Source organism: Bradyrhizobium sp. CCBAU 25338 (assembly GCF_028128965.1).
GTDB lineage: Bacteria > Pseudomonadota > Alphaproteobacteria > Rhizobiales > Xanthobacteraceae > Bradyrhizobium > Bradyrhizobium liaoningense.
On record NZ_LFKY01000039.1, the window covers coordinates 347,480 to 373,035 of the forward strand.

General features: G+C 64.7%; 26 protein-coding genes. 11 read left to right on the forward strand and 15 right to left on the reverse strand.

Going from position 1 to position 25,556, the window contains the following annotated elements; translation table 11 throughout:
- Positions 1-5: 5 nt before the first annotated feature.
- Positions 6-770 carry a hypothetical protein gene (locus ACM42_RS23695; protein ID WP_271530188.1) on the forward strand — a complete coding sequence of 255 codons (765 nt, stop codon included), beginning with the start codon at positions 6-8 and terminating at the stop codon, positions 768-770.
- A 72-nt stretch (positions 771-842) separates the two neighbouring features.
- Here ACM42_RS23695 and ACM42_RS23700 read toward each other — a convergent pair whose 3' ends face one another.
- The 4 genes from ACM42_RS23700 to fabI form a co-directional block, all read right to left on the reverse strand.
- Positions 843-2,030, reverse strand: coding sequence for an adenylate/guanylate cyclase domain-containing protein (locus ACM42_RS23700; RefSeq protein WP_271530189.1), 1,188 nt, complete (start codon positions 2,028-2,030; stop codon positions 843-845).
- A 61-nt stretch (positions 2,031-2,091) separates the two neighbouring features.
- A complete protein-coding gene (aroC, locus tag ACM42_RS23705; protein ID WP_271530190.1) occupies positions 2,092-3,180 on the reverse strand; it encodes a chorismate synthase in 1,089 nt (362 codons plus the stop codon).
- Between the two features lie 161 nt (positions 3,181-3,341).
- A complete protein-coding gene (locus tag ACM42_RS23710) occupies positions 3,342-3,941 on the reverse strand; it encodes a histidine phosphatase family protein (protein WP_271530191.1) in 600 nt (199 codons plus the stop codon).
- A 12-nt stretch (positions 3,942-3,953) separates the two neighbouring features.
- Positions 3,954-4,769, reverse strand: coding sequence for an enoyl-ACP reductase FabI (fabI, locus tag ACM42_RS23715; RefSeq protein ID WP_124159677.1), 816 nt, complete (start codon positions 4,767-4,769; stop codon positions 3,954-3,956).
- 171 nt (positions 4,770-4,940) lie between these two features.
- Between fabI and ACM42_RS23720 the strand changes: the two genes are divergently transcribed.
- The gene (locus tag ACM42_RS23720) at positions 4,941-5,429 is read left to right on the forward strand and encodes a sigma-70 family RNA polymerase sigma factor (protein WP_028180365.1); all 489 of its coding nucleotides are present in this window, start codon (positions 4,941-4,943) and stop codon (positions 5,427-5,429) included.
- A gap of 105 nt (positions 5,430-5,534) precedes the next feature.
- The gene (locus ACM42_RS23725) at positions 5,535-6,305 is read left to right on the forward strand and encodes an anti-sigma factor family protein (RefSeq protein WP_271530192.1); all 771 of its coding nucleotides are present in this window, start codon (positions 5,535-5,537) and stop codon (positions 6,303-6,305) included.
- A 331-nt stretch (positions 6,306-6,636) separates the two neighbouring features.
- Here the strand turns inward: ACM42_RS23725 and ACM42_RS23730 are convergent, their stop codons facing one another.
- Positions 6,637-7,602, reverse strand: a complete 966-nt coding sequence (locus tag ACM42_RS23730; RefSeq protein WP_271530193.1) for a J domain-containing protein — start codon at positions 7,600-7,602, stop codon at positions 6,637-6,639.
- A gap of 106 nt (positions 7,603-7,708) precedes the next feature.
- Positions 7,709-8,110, reverse strand: coding sequence for an RT0821/Lpp0805 family surface protein (locus ACM42_RS23735; protein WP_271530277.1), 402 nt, complete (start codon positions 8,108-8,110; stop codon positions 7,709-7,711).
- A 119-nt stretch (positions 8,111-8,229) separates the two neighbouring features.
- Between ACM42_RS23735 and pdxH the strand changes: the two genes are divergently transcribed.
- On the forward strand, positions 8,230-8,871 hold the full coding sequence (gene pdxH, locus ACM42_RS23740; protein WP_271530194.1) for a pyridoxamine 5'-phosphate oxidase: 642 nt from the start codon (positions 8,230-8,232) through the stop codon (positions 8,869-8,871).
- A 50-nt stretch (positions 8,872-8,921) separates the two neighbouring features.
- Positions 8,922-9,674, forward strand: a complete 753-nt coding sequence (locus ACM42_RS23745; RefSeq protein ID WP_271530195.1) for an SDR family NAD(P)-dependent oxidoreductase — start codon at positions 8,922-8,924, stop codon at positions 9,672-9,674.
- A gap of 188 nt (positions 9,675-9,862) precedes the next feature.
- Here ACM42_RS23745 and ACM42_RS23750 read toward each other — a convergent pair whose 3' ends face one another.
- Positions 9,863-10,081 carry a hypothetical protein gene (locus ACM42_RS23750; protein ID WP_124159684.1) on the reverse strand — a complete coding sequence of 73 codons (219 nt, stop codon included), beginning with the start codon at positions 10,079-10,081 and terminating at the stop codon, positions 9,863-9,865.
- Positions 10,082-10,286: 205 nt separating this feature from the next.
- Positions 10,287-11,264, reverse strand: coding sequence for a magnesium transporter CorA family protein (locus ACM42_RS23755; protein WP_271530196.1), 978 nt, complete (start codon positions 11,262-11,264; stop codon positions 10,287-10,289).
- Between the two features lie 331 nt (positions 11,265-11,595).
- Here ACM42_RS23755 and ACM42_RS23760 point away from each other — a divergent pair, with 331 nt between their 5' ends.
- Entirely contained in the window at positions 11,596-12,282 is a 687-nt protein-coding gene (locus ACM42_RS23760) for a L,D-transpeptidase (RefSeq protein ID WP_271530197.1), read from the forward strand.
- Between the two features lie 36 nt (positions 12,283-12,318).
- Here ACM42_RS23760 and ACM42_RS23765 read toward each other — a convergent pair whose 3' ends face one another.
- The gene (locus tag ACM42_RS23765) at positions 12,319-13,401 is read right to left on the reverse strand and encodes an extensin family protein (protein ID WP_271530198.1); all 1,083 of its coding nucleotides are present in this window, start codon (positions 13,399-13,401) and stop codon (positions 12,319-12,321) included.
- A gap of 65 nt (positions 13,402-13,466) precedes the next feature.
- Here ACM42_RS23765 and ACM42_RS23770 point away from each other — a divergent pair, with 65 nt between their 5' ends.
- Positions 13,467-15,095, forward strand: a complete 1,629-nt coding sequence (locus tag ACM42_RS23770; RefSeq protein WP_271530199.1) for a fatty-acid--CoA ligase — start codon at positions 13,467-13,469, stop codon at positions 15,093-15,095.
- A gap of 288 nt (positions 15,096-15,383) precedes the next feature.
- On the forward strand, positions 15,384-16,238 hold the full coding sequence (locus tag ACM42_RS23775; RefSeq protein WP_271530200.1) for a DUF1499 domain-containing protein: 855 nt from the start codon (positions 15,384-15,386) through the stop codon (positions 16,236-16,238).
- Between the two features lie 111 nt (positions 16,239-16,349).
- On the opposite strand, the gene ACM42_RS23780 is transcribed toward ACM42_RS23775, so the two are convergent.
- The 4 genes from ACM42_RS23780 to ACM42_RS23795 form a co-directional block, all read right to left on the reverse strand.
- Entirely contained in the window at positions 16,350-17,273 is a 924-nt protein-coding gene (locus ACM42_RS23780) for an MBL fold metallo-hydrolase (RefSeq protein ID WP_271530201.1), read from the reverse strand.
- A gap of 140 nt (positions 17,274-17,413) precedes the next feature.
- Positions 17,414-18,628, reverse strand: coding sequence for an acyl-CoA dehydrogenase (locus ACM42_RS23785; protein WP_239621976.1), 1,215 nt, complete (start codon positions 18,626-18,628; stop codon positions 17,414-17,416).
- A 131-nt stretch (positions 18,629-18,759) separates the two neighbouring features.
- The gene (gene ribB / locus ACM42_RS23790) at positions 18,760-19,836 is read right to left on the reverse strand and encodes a 3,4-dihydroxy-2-butanone-4-phosphate synthase (protein WP_028176985.1); all 1,077 of its coding nucleotides are present in this window, start codon (positions 19,834-19,836) and stop codon (positions 18,760-18,762) included.
- A gap of 191 nt (positions 19,837-20,027) precedes the next feature.
- Positions 20,028-21,758 carry a cation:proton antiporter gene (locus ACM42_RS23795; protein ID WP_271530203.1) on the reverse strand — a complete coding sequence of 577 codons (1,731 nt, stop codon included), beginning with the start codon at positions 21,756-21,758 and terminating at the stop codon, positions 20,028-20,030.
- Between the two features lie 67 nt (positions 21,759-21,825).
- Here ACM42_RS23795 and ACM42_RS23800 point away from each other — a divergent pair, with 67 nt between their 5' ends.
- On the forward strand, positions 21,826-22,353 hold the full coding sequence (locus ACM42_RS23800; protein ID WP_271530204.1) for a DUF3124 domain-containing protein: 528 nt from the start codon (positions 21,826-21,828) through the stop codon (positions 22,351-22,353).
- A 52-nt stretch (positions 22,354-22,405) separates the two neighbouring features.
- Entirely contained in the window at positions 22,406-23,638 is a 1,233-nt protein-coding gene (locus ACM42_RS23805; protein WP_271530205.1) for an aminotransferase-like domain-containing protein, read from the forward strand.
- Between the two features lie 10 nt (positions 23,639-23,648).
- Here the strand turns inward: ACM42_RS23805 and hpaD are convergent, their stop codons facing one another.
- On the reverse strand, positions 23,649-24,503 hold the full coding sequence (gene hpaD / locus ACM42_RS23810; RefSeq protein WP_028176982.1) for a 3,4-dihydroxyphenylacetate 2,3-dioxygenase: 855 nt from the start codon (positions 24,501-24,503) through the stop codon (positions 23,649-23,651).
- An 18-nt stretch (positions 24,504-24,521) separates the two neighbouring features.
- Positions 24,522-24,794: a helix-turn-helix domain-containing protein gene (locus ACM42_RS23815; RefSeq protein ID WP_028176981.1), complete on the reverse strand. Its 273-nt coding sequence runs from the start codon at positions 24,792-24,794 to the stop codon at positions 24,522-24,524.
- A 161-nt stretch (positions 24,795-24,955) separates the two neighbouring features.
- Between ACM42_RS23815 and ACM42_RS23820 the strand changes: the two genes are divergently transcribed.
- Positions 24,956-25,405, forward strand: coding sequence for a hypothetical protein (locus ACM42_RS23820; RefSeq protein WP_271530278.1), 450 nt, complete (start codon positions 24,956-24,958; stop codon positions 25,403-25,405).
- Positions 25,406-25,556 lie beyond the last annotated feature (151 nt).

The following is a 25,556-nucleotide window of genomic DNA, read 5'->3' on the forward strand; positions in this document are numbered from 1 at the left end:
GCGACATGACAGTCGCACTGCGCAAACGGCTCGACCTCAGGCCGGCCCGCCCCGAGACCTCTTTCGGTCCGTTCAGGCTGCTGCATGCCCTGCCCTGGCTGATCCTTGCGGCCGCCATGCGGGTGATCGCGTTTGGCGGCGGCGCGGTCGCCTTGCCGGCAATTGTCGTCGCGGACATTTCGGTGCTGCTGGCCTTCTTTGCCACGGCACATCAATCGATCGAGGCGGCCGGAGGCCAATCCTCCCTCGGTGAGTTGACGCTCGGGGAACAGTTGAAGCTGTCCTTCTCGGTTCTGTGGCGGATCGCCGTGGTGATGCTCGCGGCCGCGCTCGGCACCGCAGCCGCGGGCCACGTCGCGTTTGCGCCTCACCTGATGGCCGGCCTCGATGGCGTTGCTTTCGACCAGTTCACGCATCTCGGGCGATTCTGGAGCGCGTTGATCGCGACGCTGGTGCTTCTCATGATCGTCCGCGCCGAGCGCAACGACGGCAGGATCGCATTGTTCGCCGCCATCGGTGAGTTTGCGCGGCGCGGAGTGTGGCTCGGCGTCAGCGTGATCGTGCTCGGTGTCATCAACGTCGCCCTCGCCTATGGACAGGAAGCGGTGCGCAGCGCGATCTGGAATTTCTGGCAGACCTCGTCGGCGACACAGTTCACCAAGAACCTGATCTACTTCGTGTTCATCTTCAGCTTCGCGATGCTGAGGCTGTGGATCACTCTGAGGATCATAACTCTGGGCCTGAAGCAGTCATATGTCCGTGGCAGCTAAAGTGCGATGCGATTGGGATGAGCGCTGCGCACTTTTCCGGATCAAGCTTTAGCGCCACACATGCGCTCTCCGCTAGGCCATCACCGCCGGCGCTTCATCCGAAATCCCATACACACGCTGCGCCTTCGAAAATCCCGCAATCGGAAATTCACCGAGCTCCTGCCAATCGTGCCGGCAGACATTGGCAAAGCCTTCCGAGGCCACGATCGTGCGGCCGAGCCGGCTCGCGATCTTCTCCAGCCGCGCGGCGAGATTGACGGCCGGACCGATGCAGGTGAAGTCGAGGCGGTTGCCGCCGCCGATATTGCCATAGAGGATGTTGCCGACGTGGAGCGCGACGCCGAAGCGGAAACGTTCGACGACGTCGCCGACCGGAAAGGCGAGCGCCTCGACACTGGCGCGGGACTCGCGCGCTGCCTCCAGCACCTGCGCGCAGACATGCGCGGCATCGCCGACATATTCGTCGATCGGAAACACCGCGAGCAGACCGTCTCCCATGAACTTCAAGACCTCGCCGCCATGGGCGAGGATCGCGCTGACCTGGCAGTCGAAATAACCGTTGAGGATCTCGACCACGGTCTCGGCCGGCAGCCGGTCCGACAGCGCAGTGAAGCCGCGCAGGTCCGAGAGCCAGATAGCCGCCTGCATGGTGTCAGTGTGACCACGGCGGATCTGGCCGCCGAGGATGCGTGCGCCGGCGCGGTTACCGACATAAGTGTCGAGCAGCATCTCCGCGGTGCGGCGCAGGGTGACGATCTCGCTGACGCGCGCGAGCGGCGCGATGAGGGCCCGGATCGACGCGATGTCGTCGTCGCTGAAGCCGCCGGGACGTCGCGTAATCCAGCTCGTCGCATGGATGGAGCCATCGAGAAACGGCACCGGCACCGCAATATAGTCGGTCGCACCCTCGGCGCGCATGTCGTCGAGAAACGGAAAGCGCTTACCGTCGGGATCGTTCGCGCGCCCCCTGACCTCCAGCGCCTGCTCGAACACGATGCGGAGGGGGCTGCGGGCGAATTCGGGAGTCTCCAGGATCTCGAAGTCGACGCTGCCGATTTCGAGATTCTGCCCTTGCCGCCAGATGAAGTTGCGGCCGAAGACTTCGGGATGCAGCGTGCGGATGAAGATGCCGAACCGCCACACCGGCAGGCCGGCCGCGACCAGACGTTCGCAGAATTCTGTGATCATCTCGGCCGGCTCAACCGACCAGGCGCCGTCGATCAGCCAGTTGCAGACGCGCTGGAGTTCGGAACTGTTCATAGCCCATTTGCGGATGAAGTGGTGGGCCCGTCAAGCTGCGCGGTGGGTTAGTACCGCGACATCAACGTCCAACCTGCCCGCGATCGCGCAGAAAGTGATCGGCCAGCACGCAGGCCATCATGGCCTCGCCGACCGGAACGGCGCGAATGCCGACGCATGGGTCGTGGCGGCCCTTGGTGAAGATTTCGGTATCAGTGCCCTTGCGATCGACGGTGAGACGCGGCTGCAGGATCGACGAGGTCGGCTTCACTGCGAAGCGAACCACTACCGGCTGTCCAGTGGAGATGCCGCCCAGCACGCCACCGGCATGGTTGGACAGGAAGCGCGTGCCGTCATTGCCGGTGCGCATCTCGTCCGCGTTCTCCTCGCCGGTGAGCTCGGCCGCGCCAAAGCCGGCGCCGATCTCGACGCCCTTCACCGCGTTGATGCTCATCATCGCGGCCGCGAGATCGGAATCGAGCTTGGCATAGATAGGCGCGCCGAGACCTGCCGGCACGCCTTCGGCGACGACCTCGATCACCGCGCCGATCGAGGATCCGCTCTTGCGGATGCCGTCGAGATAGGTCTCGAAGAATGCGGCCTTGTCCTTGTCGGGGCAGAAGAACGGATTCCTGGCGATCTCGTCCCAGTCCCACTTGCGGCGATCGATCTTGTGCGGGCCGATCTGCACCAGCGCGCCGCGCACCCTCACGTCGGGCAGGACTTTTCGCGCGATCGCGCCGGCGGCAACGCGCATCGCGGTCTCGCGTGCGGAGGAGCGGCCGCCGCCGCGATAGTCGCGCAGGCCGTACTTGGCCTCATAAGTGAAGTCGGCATGGCCCGGACGAAACTTGTCCTTGATCTCGGAATAGTCCTTGGAGCGCTGGTCGGTGTTCTCGATCAGGAGCCCGATCGGCGTGCCCGTCGTCACCTGCACGCCGGTCTCCGGATGCGCCATCACGCCGGACAGGATTTTCACCTGATCCGGCTCCTGACGCTGCGTCGTGAAGCGCGACTGGCCCGGCCGCCGGCGATCGAGATCACGCTGGATGTCGGCCTCGGTGAGCGGGATCATGGGCGGGCAGCCATCGACCACGCAGCCGATCGCCACCCCGTGGCTCTCGCCGAAGGTGGTGACGCGGAACATGTGGCCGAAGGTGTTGAAGGACATCGCTGCTCGCTGGCTCGTAAGTCAGTGCTGACTTGTGGTAGCGCCCGGGAACACGGCATTCAACCCCGTTCCCGTCATTCCGGGGCGATGCGCAGCATCGAACCCGGAATCTCGAGATTCCGGGTTCGCCCTTCGGGCGCCCCGGAATGACGGTGAGGAGCCTAACTAAACTTCTCCAGCCGGCCGTCGCAGAACACGTAGACCGCGCCCTGCTCGATAAAGAGCTCGGCAGCGCTGACGGGGGTCTCGATGCCCAGGGCCACCATCAGGGCCCGGCAGGTGCCGCCATGGGCGACGGCCACCGTATCGACCAGAAGCGACTCGTACCAGTCGAGCATGCGCAGCTGCACGGCCGCGTAGGTCTCCCCGCCCGCGGGCGCGACGGTCCATTTGTCGGCGAGGCGCCTCGCATAGACATCCGGATCGGAGGCTTCGCTCTCGGCCAGCGTCAGCCCCTCCCAGACGCCGTAGCCGATCTCACGCAGGCGATCGTCGAGCGAATAGTCCGAAGCCGGCAATTCAAGCTTCTCGCGCGCGAGCTCCATGGTCTGCCGCGCACGGCCGAGCGGGCTCGACACGTAAGGCAGCGCTGCCCTGTCCCTTCCCTCGCGCCTGAACAGATCGGCCAGAATGCCGGCCGCCTGCACGGCCTGGGCCCGGCCGCGCGCATTCAGCGGGACGTCCTTGGTGCCCTGGAGTCGCCCGAGCGCGTTCCACTCGGTCTCGCCATGGCGAAGGAAGTAGATCGTGGGCACGGGCATTCCGGCTTAGGGCTAGTCCTTCCCGCCCAGCGAGATGTCCGGCGCGTCGGGCCGCTTCATGCCGAGCACGTGATAACCGGAATCGACATGATGCACCTCGCCGGTGACGCCGCGCGAGAGGTCGGAGAGGAAATACAGCGCGCTGTTGCCGACGTCCTCGGTGGAGACGTTGCGCCGCATCGGCGCGTTGTATTCGTTCCACTTCAGGATATAGCGGAAGTCGCCAATGCCGGACGCGGCGAGCGTCTTGATCGGACCTGCCGAGATGGCGTTGACGCGAATGTTCTTCTCGCCGAGATCGGCGGCGAGATAGCGCACGCTGGCCTCCAGCGCCGCCTTCGCCACGCCCATGACATTGTAGTGCGGCATCCACTTCTCGGCGCCGTAATAGCTGAGCGTGATCAGCGAGCCACCATCCGTCATCAGCTTCTCGGCGCGCTGCGCCACGGCCGTGAAAGAGTAGCAGGAGATCAGCATCGACTTCGAAAAATTCTCCTGCGTCGTGTCGACGTAGCGGCCGTCGAGCTGCTCGCCATAGGCGATCGCGTGCACCAGGAAGTCGATCTTGCCCCACTTCTCCTTCAGCACCGCGAAGGCGGCGTCGATGGTCGCGGCATCCGTGACGTCGCAATGGCCGAGCACGAGACCGCCGATCTCGGCGGCAAGCGGCTCGACGCGTTTCTTCAGCGCATCGCCCTGATAGGTGAACGCGAGCTCGGCGCCGGCCGCGTGGCATGCCTTGGCAATGCCCCAGGCGATCGAGCGGTTGTTGGCAACGCCGAGGATCACCCCGCGCTTGCCCTGCATCAGACCTGAATTCTGCGCCATCTTGAACGTCCCGTCGAACTCTCGTTGAGGTCTGGAGGTACACCAGCCCTCCCCTGCGGTACAGCCCTAATACGCGGCGTTAACGCTGTTTCGAGTGCCGGAATAGCCGTTCCGCTCGGGTGTTATGATCGTTGAGGCGCTCGCGCCGAACGCTGGGACTTCAAGACAACAATGAACGCGTTTCGCCAGAGTGTGGAAGTCATGATCCCGGCGTTGCGCCGCTACGCCCGCGCGCTCACGCGCGATGCGGATGCGGCCGACGATCTGGTGCAGGATACATTGGTGCGCGCGCTGCGTTCGGAACGCCTGTTTCTCGGAGGCGACGTCAGGAGCTGGCTCTATACGATCCTGACCAACCTCAACAAGAACCGGCGGCGCTCACTGGCAAGGCGGCCGCAATTCATGCCGCTGACGGAGAACAACCCGGATGCCAGCGGGACCGAGGCCGAAGGACGTGACATCGAGAAGGCGCTGGCCACCCTCGTCGAGGAACAGCGTTCGGTGCTGCTCCTGGTGATGCTGGAAGGCATGAGCTATCGCGAGGTCGCCGACATTCAGGGCGTGCCGATCGGCACCGTGATGTCGCGCCTGGCACGTGCACGGGCCCACGTTAAAGCCTCGCTGGAGGGTGAGCGCCCGGCGCTCAGGCGGGTGAAATGAGGACAGCGTAATGCATCGCACATCGTGCGCCCGCAGCCAGTCGAGGACGCGAGCGAAGTTGAGCCACGAACGATTTTTTGGGCCGCAGAGCCAGAGACGACCGATATGAACGACCGCAAGATCCCGGTGACCGAAGACGAGCTGCACGCCTATGTCGACGGCGAGCTGCCGACGGAACGTCGCGCCGACGTCGAGGCCTGGCTCGCCGCCCACCCTGACGATGCCGAGCGGGTCCAATCCTGGCGGACCATGGCCGAGATGCTGCACGCCCGCTACGATTCCGTCGCGCAGGAGTCGGTGCCGGCACGGCTGGAGCTCGAGCGGCTGGAGCGCCGCCCGCGGCAATGGCTCTATGGCGCCGCCGCGGCCGTGCTGGTTGCTTTCGTCGCCGGCGGCACGGCCGGCTGGGTGGCACATGGCGCCGCCAACGCGCCCTCCACGTTCCAGAGCCTCACGGCCGACGCGCTCGATGCCCACCGCCTCTACGTCGTCGAGGTCCGCCATCCCGTCGAAGTCGGCGGCAACGAGCGTGACCATCTCCAGGCCTGGCTGACCCGGCGCTGCGGCTGGACGGTGTTCGCTCCGAACCTGGAGGCGAGCGGGCTGAAGCTTGTCGGTGGCCGGCTTCTGCCCGGGCCGAGCGGTCCGGCGTCGTTCCTGATGTATGAGGGCGCCTCGGGTGAGCGGTACACGATTTACACCGCCAAGACCGAGACTGGTGCGACGCAGATGCGCTACGCCAGAACGGACAAGGACGGAGCGCTGTTCTGGGCCGAACGCGGCGTCGGCTACGTCGTCAGCGGTGGGGGTGATCGCGAGCGGCTGACGAAGGTGGCGCAGGCCGTGTACGACCAGGCAGAGAAGAACGGCACCTGACAGCAGCGCCATGGCCGAAGCCACGCTCTCGACGCGCTTCGAGACGCGGATGCCTCGATTCCGTCATTGAAAATTTGGAATCAAGACATCGGCGCGTCTCATTATCGCACCGGATGATGACGCGAAAATGAGCAGCGTTCGATCCGCCGATCGACGCGGGCGGCCTCGATTGGGGCTTTGGTACCGCGCTGGTCCCCCTCTCGAGGCCGCACCTTATTGACGGCTGCCCCGCCGGACAGCCGACACGTCTTGAAGTCAGCGTCGAAGCGCGCTGCGCTTCAGACCCAAGTTGAGCATCATCCTTTCGGCAAGAGAATGCTCCGATCGCGCCCTAGCCGAGCCCGCTACGCGGATTGTAGGGGTGGTGGTCCCGCCACTTCTCCATCAATGCTTCTAGCTCGGCGTCGTTCCCGTCCGGTAGCATAATCCTGATGGTAACGAAGAGATCCCCGGCTCCACCAGCTTTCGGCAAGCCCTTGCCCTTGAGGCGGAAGGTCCGGCCGCTGGAGGTGTTCTTCGGAACCGAAAGCTCCACGGCATTGCCGAGGGTGGGCACGCGGACCTTGCCGCCGAGCACCGCCTCATACAACGTCACCGGCAGGTCGATCCTGAGGTCGGCGCCCTCGACCTTGAAAAACGGGTGCGGCGCGATGTTGATGGTGATCAGGAGATCGCCCGGCGGATGGCCCTGCGCGCTCTCGCCCTGCCCCCGGAGCCGAATCTGCTGGCCCTCGGTGACGCCGGCCGGAATCTTGACGTTGAGCTCCTTGCCCGTCGGCAGCCGGACGCGCTTCTCGCCCCCCTTGGCCGACTCTTCCAGCGAGACGGACATGGCGACATTCACATCGAGATCCAGCCCAATGCCGCCGGTATCGAATTCGAACTGGGCGCCGCCGCCAGCCCCAGGCCGGGCGCCGCGCATCCCGCCGCCGAACATGCTGTTGAGGATATCCTCGAACGCGCCGCCGCCCGGGGCGCCACCCGCCCCGCCGCCCCGGAACGTATAGCTTTCGAACCCGCCGGGACCCGCGCGGCCGCGCGGCCCCCCGCCGCCAGGAAAACCCTGGAAGCGTGGCTTGCCCTCGGCATCAATCTCGCCGCGGTCAAACTGCTTGCGCTTGTCCTCGTCGCCGAGGATCTCGTTGGCCGAGTTGATCTCGGCGAAGCGCTCGGCGGCCTTCGGATCACCCTTGTTGCTGTCCGGATGATGCTTCTTGGCCAGCTTGCGATAGGCGCTCTTGATCGCGGCAGCGCTGGCGCTCCGCGGCACCCCCAAGACCTCATAGGGGTCGCGCATTCGTCACGTCTCCTTCAAGAAATCGAATTGTTCAAAGGGCTCCCCGCCCCACCTGCGGATCATGTGGGAAGAGAGTGGCATTTTTGCAACTAGGAGCGTGGTGAACCTAGCTCCGCCACGGCTTTAGCGTATGAATCTCCCAACGGCCACGGCTCCTTTGGCAGCCGGCGCCCTGAAGCCAGCTTTCGGTACTGCCGTTGACGTAGCTCGCCAGGAAGTCGCGGCATCTGCGTCCGTCCTCGGCGGCATAGGACTGGGCGATCGGCGTCACCGAGCCGCGCGCCCCGGTCTCGGGATTCTCCCAGTGCTGGCTGGAATCCTTGTCGCCCTTGCTGAGGACGTCGGAGGCGGCATTGCGCGCGAAGGCGAGATCGGTCTCGGTGGGCGCCGCGTCTCTCGCCGGCCGCGCGATCGAGCCGGTGAGATCGCTGTCGTCAGTCTTGGCGTAGGCACTCATGTCGTTGCGGGAGAAGCTGCAGCCGCCGGTGCCGAGCCCGATCAGAATCATCGTCACGCCGAGGCCGGAGGGCCGGATCGCCGATAGGCCAACGCGTTCCCATGCCCTATATAGGGCGGTAGCGGACAACAACGCATTTTGGGCCGCGGGACGCAACTCGGACTCCAGACATGACCGACACGACTTCGATGAAACACCAGACACCCTTAACATCCGGTGATTTCACCGCCGCCGACGAGCCATTTGCGCTGTTCGAGGCCTGGCTGAACGAGGCGACCAAGAGCGAGCCGAACGATCCGAATGCCATGGCGCTCGCAACCGTCGACCCCGACGGGCTGCCTGACGTCCGCATGGTGCTGATGAAGGGCTTCGATACCGAGGGTTTCGTCTTCTACAGCCACATCGCCAGCCAGAAGGGCCGCGAACTCGCCGCAAATCCTAAGGCAGCGTTACTGTTTCACTGGAAGTCGCTGCGCCGTCAGGTCCGCATCCGCGGCAACGTGACGCCGGTGACCGACACTGAAGCCGACGCCTATTTCGCCACCCGCCCCAAGCAGGCCCAGATCGGCGCCTGGGCGAGCAAGCAGTCGCAAGAGCTAGAGAGCCGCTTCGCCTTCGAGCAGGCCATCGCCAAGGTCGCAACCAGATATGTCATCGGCGAAGTGCCGCGGCCGCCGGGCTGGAGCGGCTGGCGCATCACGCCGCTGCGGATCGAGTTCTGGCACGACCGCCCCTTCCGTCTGCACGACCGCATCGAATTTCGCCGTGACGCCGCCGGCCAGAAATGGTCCAAGACGCGGATGTACCCTTGATCCTCATCTTGAAACTTGCCTCGAGCTTTGGGCCGACCTGAAAGATGTCCATGCCGCATTCGTCCAATGCGCCGCGTCGTACGCTGCTCCTGACCGGAGCAAGCCGCGGCATCGGCCACGCCACCGTGATCCGCTTTTCCTCGGCGGGGTGGCGCGTCATCACCTGCTCACGGCATCCCTTCCCGGAGGACTGCCCGTGGGACGCGGGGCCCGAGGACCACATCCAGGTCGACCTCGGCGATCCCAGGGACACTGCGCGCGCGATCTCCGATATCCGCAACCGGCTAGAGGGCGGCATGCTGCATGCGCTGGTCAACAACGCCGCGATCTCGCCGAAGGGTCCGGGCGGCTCCAGGCTCGGCTCGGTCGACACCGACCTCGACACCTGGACGCATGTCTTCCATGTCAACTTCTTCGCGCCGATCATGATGGCCCGCGGGCTGATCGAGGAATTGAAGGCGGCCAAGGGCTCGGTCGTCAACGTCACTTCGATCGCGGGCTCGCGCGTGCACCCCTTCGCGGGCGCCGCCTACGCCACCTCCAAAGCCGCGCTCGCCTCGCTGACGCGCGAGATGGCCTCCGATTTCGGCCGCGTCGGGGTGCGCGTCAACGCGATCGCCCCGGGCGAGATCGACACCTCGATCCTGTCGCCGGGCACCGAGAAGATCGTCGAGCAGCAGATCCCGATGCACCGCCTCGGCACGCCCGACGAAGTGGCAAAAATCATCTACGTGCTGTGCACGGACACCAGCTCTTACGTCAACGGCGCCGAGATCCACATCAACGGCGGCCAGCACGTTTAGGCAAGGGTCATTCCGGGGCGATGCAAGCATCGAGCCCGGAATGTCGAGCTTCCGGGTTCGGTCCAGCGGACCGCCCCCGGAACGACGAACCCAATTGCACAGCTGAGTTTGGTTGCAGCTCGCGGGCGGAAGCAAGGCGATCCAGACAACGCCGCCGCAAGGCCTGGATCGCCCTTACCTTCCGTTCCTCAATCGAGTCGAATCCGACGCGACCTCTCGCGTGGCCGCGGAGCGGCCGTGCTGAATGCAGTCGAGCAGTCGTCGTCGTTCTCACCATCGAGCAGCGGAGCACCACAGTGCCGGCACATGCGTGCCGACATCGACGGCGCCTTGCCGCTCGCCACGACCTGACGATAGTTCGCCAGATCGATGACGTTGCGGGGCGACGTTATGTGTTTCTCAACCATGGCTGTTCCTCGCGGCTACGCACTGCTTATCGCAGACAAGTTTCGCGCAAACGTTCAGCCCACCGCTCAAATTTTACCGGAGGAATTGCGGCACGGCGCGGACATCACGGCGCCGCCTCAATCCCGATCTATTCTGCGACACGATCTACCGTGTCTCTGCGAGCGGCGTAAGATCTCGGTAGGGATCTTTGCCCAAGCATGACTCCTACAGCCACTTCTTCCACTTGAAGATCCAGTACGGGACGATGGCGGCGATCAGCATCATCACCAGCGCCATCGGATAGCCGTGCACCCATTCGAGTTCCGGCATCACCTTGAAGTTCATGCCGTAGACCGAGGCGATCAGCGTCGGTGGCATCAGGACGACGGCCATCACCGAGAACAGCTTGATGATGTTGTTCTGCTCGAGATTGACGACACCGAGCATGGCGTCGAGCACGAAGGTGATCTTGCTGGAGAGATAGGAGGCGTGGTCGGTCAGCGAGGCGACGTCGCGCTGCATGGTCTTGAGCTGCTCGCGCATGTCCTTCGACCATTTCACGCCTTCGACGACCGCAGACAGGAACGTCACGACGCGACCGATCGACACCAGACTCTCGCGAACCTTCGAGGTCAAATCGCCTTTGCGGCCGATCGAGATCAGGATCTGGGAGTACCTCTTTGCCTGCCCATGGCGCTCGCTCTCGGGCTCGAAGATGTCATGCGAGACCTGGTCGATCTCGGCGCCGCAGCGCTCCAGAATGTCGGCGCAGCGGTCGATCACCGCGTCCAGCAGCTCCATCAGCACCATCTCGCCGGTGATGGAAGGCGTGCAGGAGCGGGAGAGCTTGGCCTCGACCAGGGCGAACGGCTTCGGCAGGTCGTACCGTACCGTCACCAGGCGGTGGTCGCCGAGGATGAACGTCACCGCCGTGGTCCTGGGCATGTCGGTATCGGAGTGGCACATCAGCGTCGCCGTCATGTAGCGCGCGCCATTCTCCATATAGAGGCGGCTGGAGATCTCGATCTCCTGCATGTCTTCCCGGGTCGGGATGGCGATGCCCGCGAGCCGCTCCACCGCCTTGTCCTCAGCCGCGCTCGGATTGACCAGGTCGATCCAGACGGCGTTCTCCGGCACAGCCGCAAGATCCTCGATGACAGCCTTCTTGAGGACGGACTCGGAGGGAACAAACACCGAAAACATGAAAAGCTCCAGAGATCCTGCGACAGCCAGCCCTTAGCGCGATTCTGGCAGGTTCACGATGACAACAACATTAACGGGGCGTTTGGACTTGTGGCGATCCGAGGCTCAACCGTGGCACGGAATCGACAGTTCGCCGCGTCCTGCCGAAAAACCCGCACAACAGCGCAAAATTTGCGGCAGAAAAGCCACAGCTGGGCCCTCGTAGCGCGGGATAAGCCCTTCAGAGCTGGAATTGTGGCGGATTTCAACGATAATGGGCTTAACGGAGTCGAGGAACTTGGGCGCCAAGCTCAAGCCTTCCGCACGGTATTGTTTTGATTGGAACCAAACCATGTCGTCGCTGAAAGTTATGTTGGGGATTTTGGCCGCCGGCCTGATGCTGTCGGGCTGCATGCAGGCCACTCACTATGAGGCGACCGACACCAAGGCCTTCAAGCCGAAGGACAAGGAACTGCTCGCCAAGGTCAAATACGAGAACACCCCGGTTGCAGAGCCGTTCCGCCGCGCCATCGTCGAATACCACCGCAAGGAGTCGCCGGGCTCGATCGTGGTCGATTCCGACAACCATTACCTCTACTACGTGCTCGAGGGCGGCAAGGCGATCCGCTACGGCATCACCGTTGGCGAAGAGGCCATGGCCTGGTCGGGCATCGCCAAGGTGGGCAGCAAGACCGAGTGGCCGGCCTGGCACCCCACCCCCGGCGAAATTTCGCGTCTGGGCGTGCCGACCTATGTCGCCCCCGGCCCGGACAATCCGATGGGTTCCCGCGCGCTGTACCTCTATTCGGGGGGCAAGGACACGCTGTTCCGCATCCACGGCACCAACCAGCCGGAATATATCGGTGCCTCGATCTCGTCAGGCTGCATCCGCCTGACCAACGAGGACGCGATCGATCTCTATGATCGCGTCAAGGTTGGCACCCTCGTCGTGGTGCTCGAGCCCAAGCACGGCGACTCGCCGTACAATTCGCGATTGGCGCTCGGCAACAGCCAAACCGGCCAGGCGGCCAGCTACTGATCGCCTCCGACCTCTGGACAACAAAAGGCGCCGGTTTTACCGGCGCTTTTTTGTTGCCTGCTTGGACGATTGAGACTTCTTGGCGGGGAGCGATTTCTCTTCAGGTGAAGACGATTTCTCCGCGGGCTCGTCGTCAGCACCTTCCTTCGCCTCAGGCTTGGCCGCGACCTCGCGCGGCGGCGCCTCCTCGGGACGTTCCGCCGGCAGGAGCGGGGCGACCTGCGGCAGAGGATCCCAGACGTTCCACTGGCAGATGCGGTAGTCGTTGCGGCGCTGCGCCAGGTCGAGATGAACGTGGTCCTCATGGTACCAGTCCGAGCCAGGACCGAGCACGGTGGAAAAGCGCGCGCAGACCGAGTGCAGCACGCGCTCGCGAACGTCGCGCGATAGCGTGCGGTCCGTGAGACCGATCGACTGCCCATTGGCGAGCTTGATGGCGCGGATGTCGATGGCATTGGCCTTGCCGTGCTCGGACAGCAGCGCGCCGGCGACGCGGTTGCGACCGCGGCACTCGAAGGAATCGAAATTGTCGAGGTCGCTGATGGGCGAGCCGAGGCTGGTGGCCAGCGGCACCATGTCCTTGCGCAGCCAATCGGCGATCGCGGACGCCATGGTGCAGCGAAGGATCGCCGCCGGCTTGACCGTCACCTTGCGCTTGTCCGGCAGCACGACGGCTTCAAGCCGCACCAGATCCTCGCCGCCGCAGGCGCCGGGGCCGCGGATGTCCGGGATCGAGGGCGCGATCGCAATGTCCTCCGTCAGCGCGAGGCGGCAGGCTGAGGCCTGTTTCTGGGGTGGCGATGTAGCCTCGGCAGGCTTGTCGGCGCTCGGCTGGTCGGCAGACGGCTTTCCCTCTGCCTCCGGCGGAGACTCGTCCGAAGTCTTCGGCGCTTCATCGGGACGGGGTCTCGGTAACGGGATCTTGACGGAGTGAACCTTCGCGCGCGGCCGTGGTGCGGTAATGCCAAAAATGTCCAGCGGCGAAGCATGTTTTCGCGCCTCTGCCCTCTCGACAGGCACGAGCAGCAGCCCGAGCGCGGCGGTAACCATTGCCGCGCCGACGGACATATAGCCGCGACAAGACCATTTGCGGCGAAAGTCCGGCACGCTAAAAGTCATGACAAGTCTTTGGCCCAATGCTGAGAGCGACAACGCGCCCAGCGACTTTTCGGAGGAACGTCGGAATGCTCGGTTTGATGCAAGATTGGCCCCTGCTCTGCCACCGGATCATCGAACACGCCGCCAGGATTCATGGCAAGCAGGAGGTGGTCACACGCTCGGTCGAGGGACCGATCCACCGCACCACCTACGCCGAGATCCACAAGCGCGCGCTCAAGGTCTCGCAGATGCTGGAGCGCGACGGTATCAAGCTCGGCGACCGGGTCGCAACGATCGCCTGGAACACCTGGCGCCATCTCGAGGTCTGGTACGGCATCATGGGGATCGGTGCCATCTGCCACACGGTCAATCCTCGCCTTTTCCCGGAGCAGATCGCCTGGATCATCAATCATGCGCAGGACCGCATCGTGATGACCGACATCACCTTCGTTCCGATCCTGGAGAAGATCGCCGACAAGTTGCCTAGCGTGGAGCGCTACGTCGTGCTCACCGACAAGGAGCATATGCCTGAGACCACGCTGAAAAATGTGGTCGCCTACGAGGACTGGATCGCCGAGGCCGACGGCAAATTCAAGTGGAAGGAGTTCGACGAGAACACGGCAGCGGCGATGTGTTACACCTCCGGCACGACCGGCGATCCCAAGGGTGTGCTGTACTCGCATCGCTCCAACGTGTTGCACGCGCTGATGGCCAACAATGTCGACGCGCTCGGCACCAGCGCGTCCGAGACAATGCTGCCGGTGGTTCCGCTGTTCCATGCCAACAGCTGGGGCATCGCCTTTTCCGCGCCCTCGCAGGGCACCAAGCTGGTCATGCCCGGCGCCAAGCTCGACGGCGCCTCGGTCTATGAGCTGCTCTCGACCGAGAAGGTGACGCACACCGCCGGCGTGCCGACGGTGTGGCTGATGCTGCTTCAGCACATGGCCGCCAACAATCTCAAGCTGCCGGATTTGAAGATGGTGATCTGCGGCGGCTCGGCGATGCCGCGCTCGATGATCAAGGCCTTCCTCGACATGGGCTCCAACGTCCGTCACGCGTGGGGCATGACCGAGATGAGCCCGATCGGCAGCGTCGCGGCGCTGAAGCCTCCGTTCCACAATGCGACGGGCGATGCCAAGCTCGACGTGCTCCAGATGCAGGGTTATGCGCCCTTCGCGGTGCAGATGAAGATCACCGACGATGCCGGCAAGGAGCTGCCCTGGGACGGCAAGACGTTCGGCCGGCTCAAGGTCTCCGGCCCCGCGGTCGCCAAGGCCTATTACCGCGTCGACACCAACATCCTCGACGAAGACGGCTTCTTCGACACCGGCGACGTCTCGACGATCGACGAGGACGGCTACATGCGGATCACCGACCGCTCCAAGGACGTGATCAAGTCCGGCGGCGAGTGGATCTCCTCGATCGACCTCGAAAACCTCGCAGTCGGCCATCCGGCCGTGGCGGAAGCCGCCGTGATCGGCGTATTCCATCCCAAATGGGATGAGCGGCCGCTTTTGATCGTGCAGCTCAAGCAGGGCCAGCAGGCCAAACGCGAGGACATCCTGAAGTTCATGGATGGCAAGATCGCCAAATGGTGGATGCCCGACGACGTCGCCTTCGTCGAAGGCATCCCACATACGGCCACCGGCAAGATCCTGAAGACGGCGCTGCGCGACCAGTTCAAGGATTATCGCTTCCCGAACGCGGCGGCGTAAAGGGCTGGCTGCCACCCTCCCCTGGAGGGGGAGGGTCGGCTCACATGGAGCGAAGCGCAATGTGAGACGGGGTGGGGTGATCTCTCCACACGGGTAGCGCCCTGACGGAGAGACTGTCACCCCACCCCGCTCGCGCTCTGCGCGATCAACCACGGGCGAGCTACGCTCGTCCCGGACCCATCCAGGGGAGGGTGAGTCCCTTGAATTTGCTCTCGGGCCGTGGTCTCAACGGCGTATCGTCGCGCCAGATCGGCCGGCGCCGCCCTCAACATCCGGCAGAGCTCACCGATGGCCCGCAGGTTTTCCGCTCCCTATCAGTCGGAGCCCGTGTCCAGCCTGGCGAGCTGGGCGCGCAATCTGGCCGTGTTCGCGGTGGTGGCGGTGGTGGTGTCGGTCATCGTCGTCCGCTTCGATTTCCTGGAGCCGAAGCCGGCGCTTGCGACTTTCTTCGGCGGGCTCGCGATCGCCGGCCTCTCGATCTTGTTCGGGCTCGCGGGCTTTGCCGCGATCTGGCAGAACGGCTCGCGGGGCATGGCGCGCATCCTGCTCGCCTTCCTGATCGACGGCGCAATCCTCGCCTATCCCGCCTATCTCGGCCTGCAGTATCGCAAGCTGCCGTCCATCTACGACATCACCACCGACCCGATCGATCCGCCGCGCTTCGACGCGATGGCGCGGCTGCGCACCGGCGAGGGCACCAACACCGCGGTCTATGCCGGCCTCTACTCGGCGGAGCAGCAGCGCCGCTTCTATCCCGAAATCGTGCCCGTCGAGCTCGAGATTTCCGTCGACCGCGCCTATGCAATCGCGCTCCAGCTCGTGCACAAGCGCAAATGGATCGTCATCGACGAGCGCGCGCCGCAGCCGCCGCGCCGCATCGGCCGCATCGAGGCGGTGGCGCGCACGCCGATCATGGGTTTTCGCGAGGACGTTTCGATAAGGGTCGTGCCGGATGGCGATGATTCCCGGGTCGACATGCGCTCCGCTTCGCGCAATTTCGACAGCGATCTCGGCAGCAACGCCGCGCGCATCAAGAAGTTCATCGACGATCTCAACACCGCCGCCGATGCCGACGCGCTCAAGCCGGTGAAGAAGACGCCGGTCGCGCCGCCCAAGGCGCCGGCGAAGACGGTGAAGAAGTGACGCGCTAGCGTCATCCCGGGGCGCCGCAAGGCGGCGAACCCGGGATCTCGAAAATATGGCGCGAGATTCCGGGTTCGATGCTGCGCATCGCCCCGGAATGACGGCGGAGAGCTACGCGTTCGCCATCCGATATGTCCCGCCGATCACGGGATCGCCATCGGTCGCGACCACGCCGCGTGCGACCAGGTCTTCGAGGTGCGCCAGCACGGAGTAGCCGGCGGCCGTCGTCAGCCTCGGATCGATACCGATATAGATCGCGCGGACCATCGTCGGGATGTCGGTCTCGCCCTTGGCGAGGCGGTGCAGGATCGAGGCCTCACGCGCCTTGCGGTGACGGATCAGGAAGCGCACGAAGCGCTGGCCCTCGGAGATCTCGGGGCCGTGGCCTGAGAAGTAGAGATCCTCCTCGCGTGCCGCGAGTCGGTCCAGCGAATCCATGTAGTCGATCATCGAGCCGTCGGGTGGCGCCACGATGGAGGTCGACCAGCCCATCACGTGATCGCCGACGAAGTTGAACTTTCGCTCGGGCCAGGCGAATGCCAGATGATTGGCCGTGTGGCCGGGCGTCGCCACGGCCTCGAGCCGCCAGCCGTCGCCTTCGACGACGTCGCCGTGCGCGAGGTTGACGTCTGGCGCAAAATCGCGGTCGGCGCCGGATTCCGGATTGTGTTTCTCGCTCTCGAAACGCGGGCGCGAGGCGCGATGCGGGCCTTCGGCATAGACCGGCGCACCTGTCGCCTGCTTGATGCGCGCGGTGTTCGGCGAATGGTCGCGGTGGGTGTGGGTGACGAAGATATGGCTCACCGTCTCGCCGCGGACGGCATCGAGCAGCGCAGACGCATGCGCCTCATCGTCCGGACCGGGATCGATGATCGCAACATTGCCCTTGCCCACGATGTAACTGACCGTGCCGGTGAAGGTGAACGGGCTCGGATTGTTGCAGAGCACGCGCCGCACGCCGGGGCGGACCTCCTCGACGAAGCCGGGCTTCAGCGGAAAGTTGCGGTTGAACGGGACGTCGTCATTGTCGGACATGGCTTGCTCATACCTTGCTGACTTCGTCATGCCCGGCCTTGTGCCGGGCATCCACGCTCTTCGCACGGCCCAAGACGTGGATGGCCGGGACAAGCCCGGCCATGACGGAGGAGAGTTTTCTCGCCTCGCTCCCTAGGCGTCTAGAAAAACGCCTGAATGCCCGTGATCGCGCGGCCCAGGATCAGGGCGTGGACGTCATGGGTGCCCTCGTAGGTGTTGACCGTCTCGAGGTTATGGACGTGGCGCATCACGTGATATTCGATCGAGATGCCGTTGCCGCCGTGCATGTCGCGAGCGGTGCGGGCGATATCGAGGGCCTTGCCGCAATTGTTGCGCTTGACGATCGAGATCATCTCGGGCGCGAACTTGCCCTCGTCCATCAGGCGGCCGACGCGCAAGGAGGCTTGCAGGCCCAGCGCGATCTCGGTCTCCATGTCGGCGAGCTTCTTCTGCACGAGCTGGGTCGCGGCGAGCGGCTTGCCGAACTGCTTGCGGTCGAGCGTGTACTGGCGGGCGCGATGCATGCAGTCCTCGGCGGCCCCCAACGCACCCCAGGAGATGCCGTAGCGGGCGCGGTTGAGGCAGCCGAACGGGCCCTTCAGGCCGGAGACGTTGGGCAGCAGGGCGTCCTCCGGAACCACGACGCCGTCCATCACGACTTCGCCGGTGATCGAGGCGCGCAAGGACAGCTTGCCGCCGATCTTCGGCGCCGACAGGCCCTTCATGCCCTTCTCCAGCACGAAGCCGCGGATCTGGTTGTCGTGCGCGGCCGACTTGGCCCAGACCACGAACACGTCGGCGATCGGCGCGTTCGAGATCCACATCTTGCTGCCGGTGAGGCGATAGCCGTCCGAAACCTTCTCCGCGCGGGTCTTCATGCCGGCGGGATCGGAGCCGGCGTCAGGCTCCGTCAGGCCGAAGCAGCCAACCCACTCGCCGCTGGCGAGCTTCGGCAGGTACTTCTTGCGCTGGTTCTCGTCGCCATAGGCGTAGATCGGGTACATCACCAGCGAGGACTGCACCGAGTTCATCGAGCGATAGCCGGAATCGACCCGCTCGATCTCGCGTGCGACGAGGCCATAGGCGACATAGCTCGCATTCGCGCAACCATATTCTTCGGGCAGCGTGATGCCGATCAGGCCGAGCTCGCCCATCTCATTGAAGATCTCGCGATCGGTCTTCTCTTCGAGATAGGCCTTGGCGACCCGCGGCAGCAGCTTGTCCTGGGCGTAGGCGCGGGCGGTGTCGCGCACCATGCGCTCGTCTTCGGTCAGCTGCTCGTCGAGCAGGAACGGATCGTCCCACTGGAAAGAAGCCGCAGCCGGCTTGTCCTTGGCCTGAGGGCGCACGCTCATGAAACGTCCTTTCGCGTCTGGTTCCGTCAACAATTGCCCGACAAACTAAAGCGCCGCGGCAACAAGTTCAATTGCATCCTGGTTTCGGTCGTTCCGGCTCGCGCCATGGCGTGAACCTGGAAACGTCTTGGTCAGCTTTCGAGCTGCTCGTTGGCGACGATCTCGATGCCGAAGCCCGACAGACCCTTGTAGTCGTGCACCGAGGAAGTGAGATGCCGGATCGAGGTGACGCCGAGGTCGCGCAGGATCTGCGCGCCGACGCCGACCTCGCGCCACTGGCGGTTGCGGTCGGCCTCCGTCGACGACTCGTCCGGCAGCGGCGCCACGGGGACGCCGGCCGCGCCATCGCGCAGGTAAACCAGCACGCCGCGGCCCGATTTCTTGAAATGCTCGAGCACGACCGCCATGCGCTTGTGACCGGTGAAGGTGTCCTTGACGATGTTCGGCTTGTGGAAGCGCGTCAGCACGTTCTTGCCGTCGCCAACGCCGTTATAGACGAAGGCGACGTGAGCGATGGAATCGAACGGCGAGCGGTAGGCATAGCCCTGCAAGGGACCGATCGGGCTCTCGGTGACGAAGGTCGAGACCCGCTCGATCAGTTTTTCGCGCGCCTGACGGTAGGCGATCATATCCGCGATGGTGACGTGCTTGAGCTTGTGCTGGGCGGCGAAGCGGGCAACCTGCTCGCCCTTCATCACGCTGCCGTCGTCGTTCATGAGCTCGCTGATGACGCCGACCGGCGGCAGGCCCGAGAGCTTGCAGAGGTCCACGGCAGCCTCGGTATGGCCGGAGCGCAGCAGCACGCCGCCATCCTTGGCGATCAGCGGGAAGATGTGGCCGGGCCGGGCGAAGTCGTTGGCGCCGACATTGGGATTGGCGAGCGCGCGGCAGCACGAGGCGCGCTCCTCGGCGGAGATGCCGGTGCCGCCATCGGGCTTGTAGTCGATCGAGACCGTGAACGCGGTGGTGTGCGCGGAATCGTTGTGGGCGACCATCGGATCGAGCCGCAGGCGGCGCGCATCCTCGGTCGTCACGGGCGCGCAGACGATGCCGGAGGTATGGCGGATGATGAAGGCCATCTTGTCGGCGGTGCAGAGCGAGGCTGCGACGATCAGATCGCCCTCGCCCTCACGATCCTCGTCGTCGGTGACGACGACGAGCTCACCCCGGGCAAAGGCCTGCAAGACTTCCTGGACGGTATCGGGCATTCCCAATCTCTATCGGTTATGGGCCGGAGGCTTAGCCGGACGCCTTAGCTGGACTTGGCCCGGGACGCTAGTGTCCCGGACGCAACCGCATATGCCCGGGGCAGGCCTGTCCCAAGCGGTTTTCAGGCTTGCACCGAAGATACCAGGGATATAGGCGCACAGGGCCCGCAAGGAAGGCGGCCGGGACGCCGTCAGGGCAGCACCTCGCGCCGCTCACCGAGCCGCAGATCGAGCTCGGCACGCTTGTCGGCGAGCAGGCCGGCCTGGGCGGCTTCGATCACGGTAAACAGCTCATGGGCGTCGCTGAGCCGGGTCACGGTGACGTAGCTGGCGCCGGCCTCGTAGAGCGCGCCGACGTCGGCCAGGAGGTCGGCCGTGGCGACGATCAGCGCGGTCGGATTGAGCGCGCGGACGTGGCGGACCAGCTTCTCGTTGGTGGCGCCCTTGAGCAGCGAATCCGGCACGCTGAGGATTATCATCTCGGATTTGCCGATGCCGGCATGGAGCAGCGTATCGACATTGCTGATGTCGCCATAGATCACATGCAAGCCGCGCGAAAGCAGGGTCTGGTACACATTTGGGTTGAAATCGACCACGGTGATCTGCTCGAGCAACACCGGCGTCTGCCGTTCGATCTCGGCCAAGAGCGCGCTCGCCGCGCGGAAAAAGCCGAGGATGACGATGCGGCGGGCTTCGCCATGGCCGCCCTCGTGCTCCTCCTCGGCATGGCCGTTGCCATGGTCGAGGTCGCGCAGGCCGATCCGCTTCAAGGGCCCGATCGCCCAGCGGGTGATCTCGTCGCTGCGGGTCATCACGAAGGTCGAGAGCACCGCCAGGACCACGAAGGCGAAGGAGGTGGCATTTGCCGTCTCCGCTGCGATATGGTGGTCGGCGACCCCGGTCTGGATCACCACAAGCGAGAACTCGGAGATCTGCGCGAGGTTCAGCGCCGGCAACAGGCTGGCGCGCAGGCCCTGCTTCATCAGATAGAGCGGCATGAACGTGGTGACGAGGCGGCTCACCACCGTGAACGCCGCGATCATCAAGGCAAGGCCAATCACCGAGAGGCCGGGCACGGGGATGGTCATGCCCAGCGCGACGAAGAACAGCGTGATGAAGAAGTCGCGCAGCGTGGTGACCTTGGCGGTCACGTCGAGCGCGTAAGGGAAGGTCGAGAGCGATACGCCGGCAATCAGCGCACCCATTTCGCGCGACAGCGAGAGCCGCTCGGCGGTCTCGGCGACGAGGAAGCACCAGGCCAGCGCTCCGAGCAGGATCAGCTCGGGCCGCCGGGCGATCTGGTGGAACAGGCGCGGCAGTACGTAGCGGCTGACCAGAAGCGCGGCGGCGACCAGCACCGCGACGCGGCCGATCGAGAGCAGGATGACGCCGACCTGCAGATTGGCCAGGCTCGGCTGCACCGCCAGGAACAGGATCGCGAAGATGTCCTGGAGCACCAGAATGCCCAGGGTGATGCGGCCCGGCAGCGTATCGAGCTCGCGTTTCTCGTAGAGCACCTTGACGATGATGACGGTGCTCGACAGCGCGCAGGCGACACAGAGATAGACCACATCGAAATGCCCGCCGCCGAGCGACAGGCCGATGCCGACGAAGAACAGAACTCCGAGCAGACAGCCGCCGAGCAGCTGACTGCCCGCCGCGAACAGGATCACCCGCCCTGCCCGCACGATCTTCTTCAGGTCGATCTCGAGCCCGATCATGAACAGCATGAAGATCAGACCGAGCTCGGAGATGACGCTGATCGATTCCTGCGAATGGACCCAGCCGGCGCCGAATGGACCTATGCAAAAGCCGGCGATAAGGTAGGCCAGGATCAGCGGCTGCCGGGAGAAATGGGCGAGCAGGCCCAGCATCCAGGCAAACAGGATAGAGAGAGTGATGTCGCGAATGAGCTCGTGCATGCCAAATTGGTCCGTTTTGCCGCACCCTAGAGGCGGGTTGCGGTGCGGCAAGCGAGCAATTCGTCACATGCGGAGATGGCTCGTCGCAGCCATGCTGCTAGGTCCCCTCGCCTTTGCCGTGCCCGCCGCCGCGCAATCCAAGGTCAATATCGAACAGAACTTTGCCGATTCGCTCACCGCGCTGCCGAAGGAGGACCTCGCCGTTTCCGGGGGGTTTTACGTGCCCGCCTATTCCAGCGTCGCGATGAGCCAGGGCAAGCTGCGTGTCGACTTCTCGGTGACGTTGAGCGTGCACAACGCCTCCGAGACCCAGCCGCTGGTCGTCAAACGCATCGCCTATTTCGACACCGCAGGCAAGCAGGTTGAGAGCTATCTGAAGGCGCCGGTGGCGTTGAAGCCGCTCGCCACCGTCTCGATCTTTATCCCAACCGACGACGTGCGCGGCGGGACCGGGGCCAACTTCCTCGTCGACTGGGCCGCCACGGGCGAGATCGCCGAGCCGGTGGCCGAGGCCCTGATGGTTGGCGGCATCGCCAATGCGCATTACGCTTTCATCAGCCAGGGCCGTCCGACCAGGACGGCCGGCAAGAAGTAAGGCGGCTGGTGCAAAGCCGCCGCTCAACAAGAACAAAACGAGGAACGCTCCCATGACGTCCAGCTTCGATTTCGCCCCCCTGTTTCCGGCAGGGCTGCCGGCCCCCTCTGCGCGCTGGACGGGTCTTGCCAAATACAGCTTCGTCGGCGGCAACAATGATTCCGAACAGGTGCCGCTCGACGAACTGATCGAAGCGACCAACACGGTGCTGCGGCGCGAGGGCCGCTCGCTCGCCACTTACGGTCTCGCACACGGCCCGCAGGGTTACCTCCCGTTGCGCGAATTCCTGGTGACGAAACTCAAGCGCGATGCCGGTATCACCTGCACGGTGGACGATCTCTTGATCGTCTCGGGCTCGCTCCAGGCGCTCGACCTCGTCAACGCCACGCTGCTGGCGCGCGGCGACACCGTGATCTTCGAGCAGGACAGCTATCAGGGCTCCCTGACCCGTCTGGCGCGGCTCGGTGTCAATGTCGTCGGCATTCCCCTCGACAAGGACGGCATGCGCATGGACGTGCTGGCGACGACGCTGGCCGACCTGAAGAGCCGCGGCATCCGGCCGAAATACATCTACACCATCCCGACCGTGCAGAACCCGACCGGCAGCATCATGCCCGAGAGCCGCCGCGCCGAACTGGTGCGGCTCGCGACGGAGTATGGCGTGCCCATCTTCGAAGACGATTGTTACGCCGACCTCGCCTGGTCGGGGCAGCGGCCGCCGGCGATCTACGCCATGAGTCCGAACGGCGGCGTAATCCATATCGGCTCGTTCTCGAAGTCGATCGCGCCGGCGCTGCGCGTCGGCTTCATCGTGGCGCCCTGGGAGGTGATGTCGCGGATGCTGGCGTTGAAGACCGATGCCGGCTCCGGCGCGCTGGAGCAGATGGTACTCGCCGCCTATTGCAAGCCGCATTTTGCGACCCACGTGCCGGCCTTGACGAAGGCGCTACGCACCAAGCTCGACACGCTGATGGAGGCGCTCAACGAGCAGTTCGGGACGGCCGCCGAATTCGAGGAGCCCAGGGGCGGCATCTTCCTCTGGGTGAAGCTGCCCGACCAGGTCGATACGCTGAAGCTGTACCAGGCCGCGCTCGCCGCCGGCGTGTCGATCAATCCGGGACCGGAATGGTCGACCAACAAGGGCCATTCCCGCTCACGGCTGCGGCTGTGCTTTGCAAGCCCCACGCATCAGCAGATCCGCGAGGGCGTCGCCGCGCTCGCCGAGGTGTGCCGCAAGGAGTTCGGCGTGCCGGCCCGCAGCGCCAATGTGGAGAAGCGGGCCTGAAGCTGCTGCCTCACGCCCCGACGTGAAACTCCACGTTGACCTGGCCGCTCCCGGAGGATGGAAAATAGTCGCAAAGCTGCTCGGCGGTGCCGCAGTAGTCATACCAGCCCAGCGCGGCGAACAGCATGATGGTGTCGGCCATGCCGCCTTCGCCGTTGCACTTGGTGGCATAGTCCGGAAGCATGTCGAGGAATTCGCGATAGCGGCGGCTCTGCCACAGCTCGAGCACGCGCAGGTCGACCTGACGATTGAACTCGCTGGCGACCGACGTCCACGCCTCGGGGCCGAGCTTCTTGTTCGGCCAGAGCCGGTGCGAGAGCGACCCGCTGGCGAGGACTGCGACCCGTTCATCGGATTCATCGATTGCGCGGCGAGTGGCTTCACCGAGGATCCGGCTCTCCTCGAACGAGGTGAACAGGGGCGAGGCGACCGAGACCACCTTCGCAAAACCGTCCGGGTTCATGTAGTGCATCGGCACGATGGTGCCGTATTCGAGCCCGAGGCTGGCCACCTGGTGGGCGGTGACGTTGAGACCCGCGTCTGCCGCCCTGCCCGCGATAGCCTCGGCGAGGCGCGTATCACCCGGCAGATCGTAGCGCAGATCCTGGATCATCTGCGGCGCCTCGTGGCTCGTGAACGAGCCGCGATGCCGCGCATTGGCGTTGACATGGTAGCCGAAATTGGAGAGCCAGTGGGTATCGAACACCACGAAGCTGGTGACGCCGCGCTCTTTCGCTCGCCGGCGCAGCTCGCGCAAGGAGCTGACCGCCGGCTCTCGCGCGGCACGCAACGGGCTGCCGGGCTGCTCCGACAACATCAGTGATGGAACATGGGTGACCTTGGCCGCGAGTACGAGCTGCCCCATGGCCGTCACCTCGAAGCGTCAGGCCACCTGTGGCTGACTGCCGTGGATCGCGGAGGCGAGCCTCAGCAACAGGACGATCGAGACGTTGCCCTTGCCGGCCTCGATCTGGGCGATATAGCGCTCGGAGATTCCGGAGCGGCGGGCGAGCTCGCGGCGCGAGAGGTCGCAGCGCATGCGCGAGGACCGCAAGCGATCGCCCAGTTCGGTCAGAAACGCCGCCTCCGAGTAAGGCGGTACGGCACAGCTCCCCGGCAGCACTTCGCCCGCAAAATCCACGACTTGATTCAGCATTGGTCTATCCACGTTCGCCTTCGGGAATGTCATCCTACCCTCGAAATGCACCGCCTCATTGACGCGGATCAAATTCACGAGTGATCGCCGGCCGCCGTGGAACGGCCGCGGGCGCGATGGTACACTTTGGAAGTCTTCGAGGCGGGGTTTTTCAGGACATGATGCGACGTTTGAACCGCTGGATCGCGGCCGTGGTGCTGTGGGTTGCGTTCACCTCCATGGCCGGTGCCGAGACGCTGGCCGCGACCGTCGAGCAATGGGGCCTGCTCGGCTCGTGGGCGGTCGACTGCGCGGCCCGGCCAGACCGCGACAAGGGGGCGCTCCTGACCTACGAGATCAGGAAGGATGGCCGGGTGATGTACCGGCGCAATTTCGGCGAAGCCAAAGACGAGAACGAGGTGGTGTCGGCCACAGTCAATGCCGAGGGCCTGCTCGACGTGATGGTGTTCTTCCCGGCGCTGCATCAGACTCGCGAATTCGGACTCCTGCTGCAGCAGGACGGCAGCCTGCGCGCGATCTACAATCGCAGCGAGCGCGGCGAGTACACGATCAAAGACGGCAAGTACGTCGCGACCGGCGCACCAACGCCCGCGCAGCAACGCTGCGATTAGCCGTCATTCCCAAGCATGATCCAATCGGAAACCGCCGCACACTTTGCGCTGACGCGGCTCTTTGAGTCCGGATCATGCTCACCTGAACATCCATTCAGAATTCTCTCCCCGTTGCTCCGGAACGTTCGCGCCGATCTGCGGTTTAGATGTG

What these genes read in the sequence shown, in the direction of transcription:
- ACM42_RS23800 (WP_271530204.1), top strand. Translation starts at nt 21,826, where the DNA reads ATGCGGAGATGGCTCGTCGCAGCCATGCTGCTAGGTCCCCTCGCCTTT.
- fabI (WP_124159677.1), bottom strand. Translation starts at nt 4,769, where the DNA reads ATGGCGCAGAATTCAGGTCTGATGCAGGGCAAGCGCGGGGTGATCCTC.
- ACM42_RS23775 (WP_271530200.1), top strand. Translation starts at nt 15,384, where the DNA reads ATGGCCCGCAGGTTTTCCGCTCCCTATCAGTCGGAGCCCGTGTCCAGC.
- aroC (WP_271530190.1), bottom strand. Translation starts at nt 3,180, where the DNA reads ATGTCCTTCAACACCTTCGGCCACATGTTCCGCGTCACCACCTTCGGC.
- ACM42_RS23710 (WP_271530191.1), bottom strand. Translation starts at nt 3,941, where the DNA reads ATGCCCGTGCCCACGATCTACTTCCTTCGCCATGGCGAGACCGAGTGG.
- ACM42_RS23695 (WP_271530188.1), top strand. Translation starts at nt 6, where the DNA reads ATGACAGTCGCACTGCGCAAACGGCTCGACCTCAGGCCGGCCCGCCCC.
- ACM42_RS23765 (WP_271530198.1), bottom strand. Translation starts at nt 13,401, where the DNA reads ATGACTTTTAGCGTGCCGGACTTTCGCCGCAAATGGTCTTGTCGCGGC.
- ACM42_RS23755 (WP_271530196.1), bottom strand. Translation starts at nt 11,264, where the DNA reads ATGTTTTCGGTGTTTGTTCCCTCCGAGTCCGTCCTCAAGAAGGCTGTC.
- ribB (WP_028176985.1), bottom strand. Translation starts at nt 19,836, where the DNA reads ATGCCCGATACCGTCCAGGAAGTCTTGCAGGCCTTTGCCCGGGGTGAG.
- ACM42_RS23785 (WP_239621976.1), bottom strand. Translation starts at nt 18,628, where the DNA reads ATGAGCGTGCGCCCTCAGGCCAAGGACAAGCCGGCTGCGGCTTCTTTC.
- pdxH (WP_271530194.1), top strand. Translation starts at nt 8,230, where the DNA reads ATGACCGACACGACTTCGATGAAACACCAGACACCCTTAACATCCGGT.
- ACM42_RS23750 (WP_124159684.1), bottom strand. Translation starts at nt 10,081, where the DNA reads ATGGTTGAGAAACACATAACGTCGCCCCGCAACGTCATCGATCTGGCG.
- ACM42_RS23735 (WP_271530277.1), bottom strand. Translation starts at nt 8,110, where the DNA reads ATGATTCTGATCGGGCTCGGCACCGGCGGCTGCAGCTTCTCCCGCAAC.
- hpaD (WP_028176982.1), bottom strand. Translation starts at nt 24,503, where the DNA reads ATGGGGCAGCTCGTACTCGCGGCCAAGGTCACCCATGTTCCATCACTG.
- ACM42_RS23720 (WP_028180365.1), top strand. Translation starts at nt 4,941, where the DNA reads ATGAACGCGTTTCGCCAGAGTGTGGAAGTCATGATCCCGGCGTTGCGC.
- ACM42_RS23760 (WP_271530197.1), top strand. Translation starts at nt 11,596, where the DNA reads ATGTCGTCGCTGAAAGTTATGTTGGGGATTTTGGCCGCCGGCCTGATG.
- ACM42_RS23770 (WP_271530199.1), top strand. Translation starts at nt 13,467, where the DNA reads ATGCTCGGTTTGATGCAAGATTGGCCCCTGCTCTGCCACCGGATCATC.
- ACM42_RS23745 (WP_271530195.1), top strand. Translation starts at nt 8,922, where the DNA reads ATGCCGCATTCGTCCAATGCGCCGCGTCGTACGCTGCTCCTGACCGGA.
- ACM42_RS23805 (WP_271530205.1), top strand. Translation starts at nt 22,406, where the DNA reads ATGACGTCCAGCTTCGATTTCGCCCCCCTGTTTCCGGCAGGGCTGCCG.
- ACM42_RS23725 (WP_271530192.1), top strand. Translation starts at nt 5,535, where the DNA reads ATGAACGACCGCAAGATCCCGGTGACCGAAGACGAGCTGCACGCCTAT.
- ACM42_RS23780 (WP_271530201.1), bottom strand. Translation starts at nt 17,273, where the DNA reads ATGTCCGACAATGACGACGTCCCGTTCAACCGCAACTTTCCGCTGAAG.
- ACM42_RS23820 (WP_271530278.1), top strand. Translation starts at nt 24,956, where the DNA reads ATGCGACGTTTGAACCGCTGGATCGCGGCCGTGGTGCTGTGGGTTGCG.
- ACM42_RS23730 (WP_271530193.1), bottom strand. Translation starts at nt 7,602, where the DNA reads ATGCGCGACCCCTATGAGGTCTTGGGGGTGCCGCGGAGCGCCAGCGCT.
- ACM42_RS23795 (WP_271530203.1), bottom strand. Translation starts at nt 21,758, where the DNA reads ATGCACGAGCTCATTCGCGACATCACTCTCTCTATCCTGTTTGCCTGG.
- ACM42_RS23815 (WP_028176981.1), bottom strand. Translation starts at nt 24,794, where the DNA reads ATGCTGAATCAAGTCGTGGATTTTGCGGGCGAAGTGCTGCCGGGGAGC.
- ACM42_RS23700 (WP_271530189.1), bottom strand. Translation starts at nt 2,030, where the DNA reads ATGAACAGTTCCGAACTCCAGCGCGTCTGCAACTGGCTGATCGACGGC.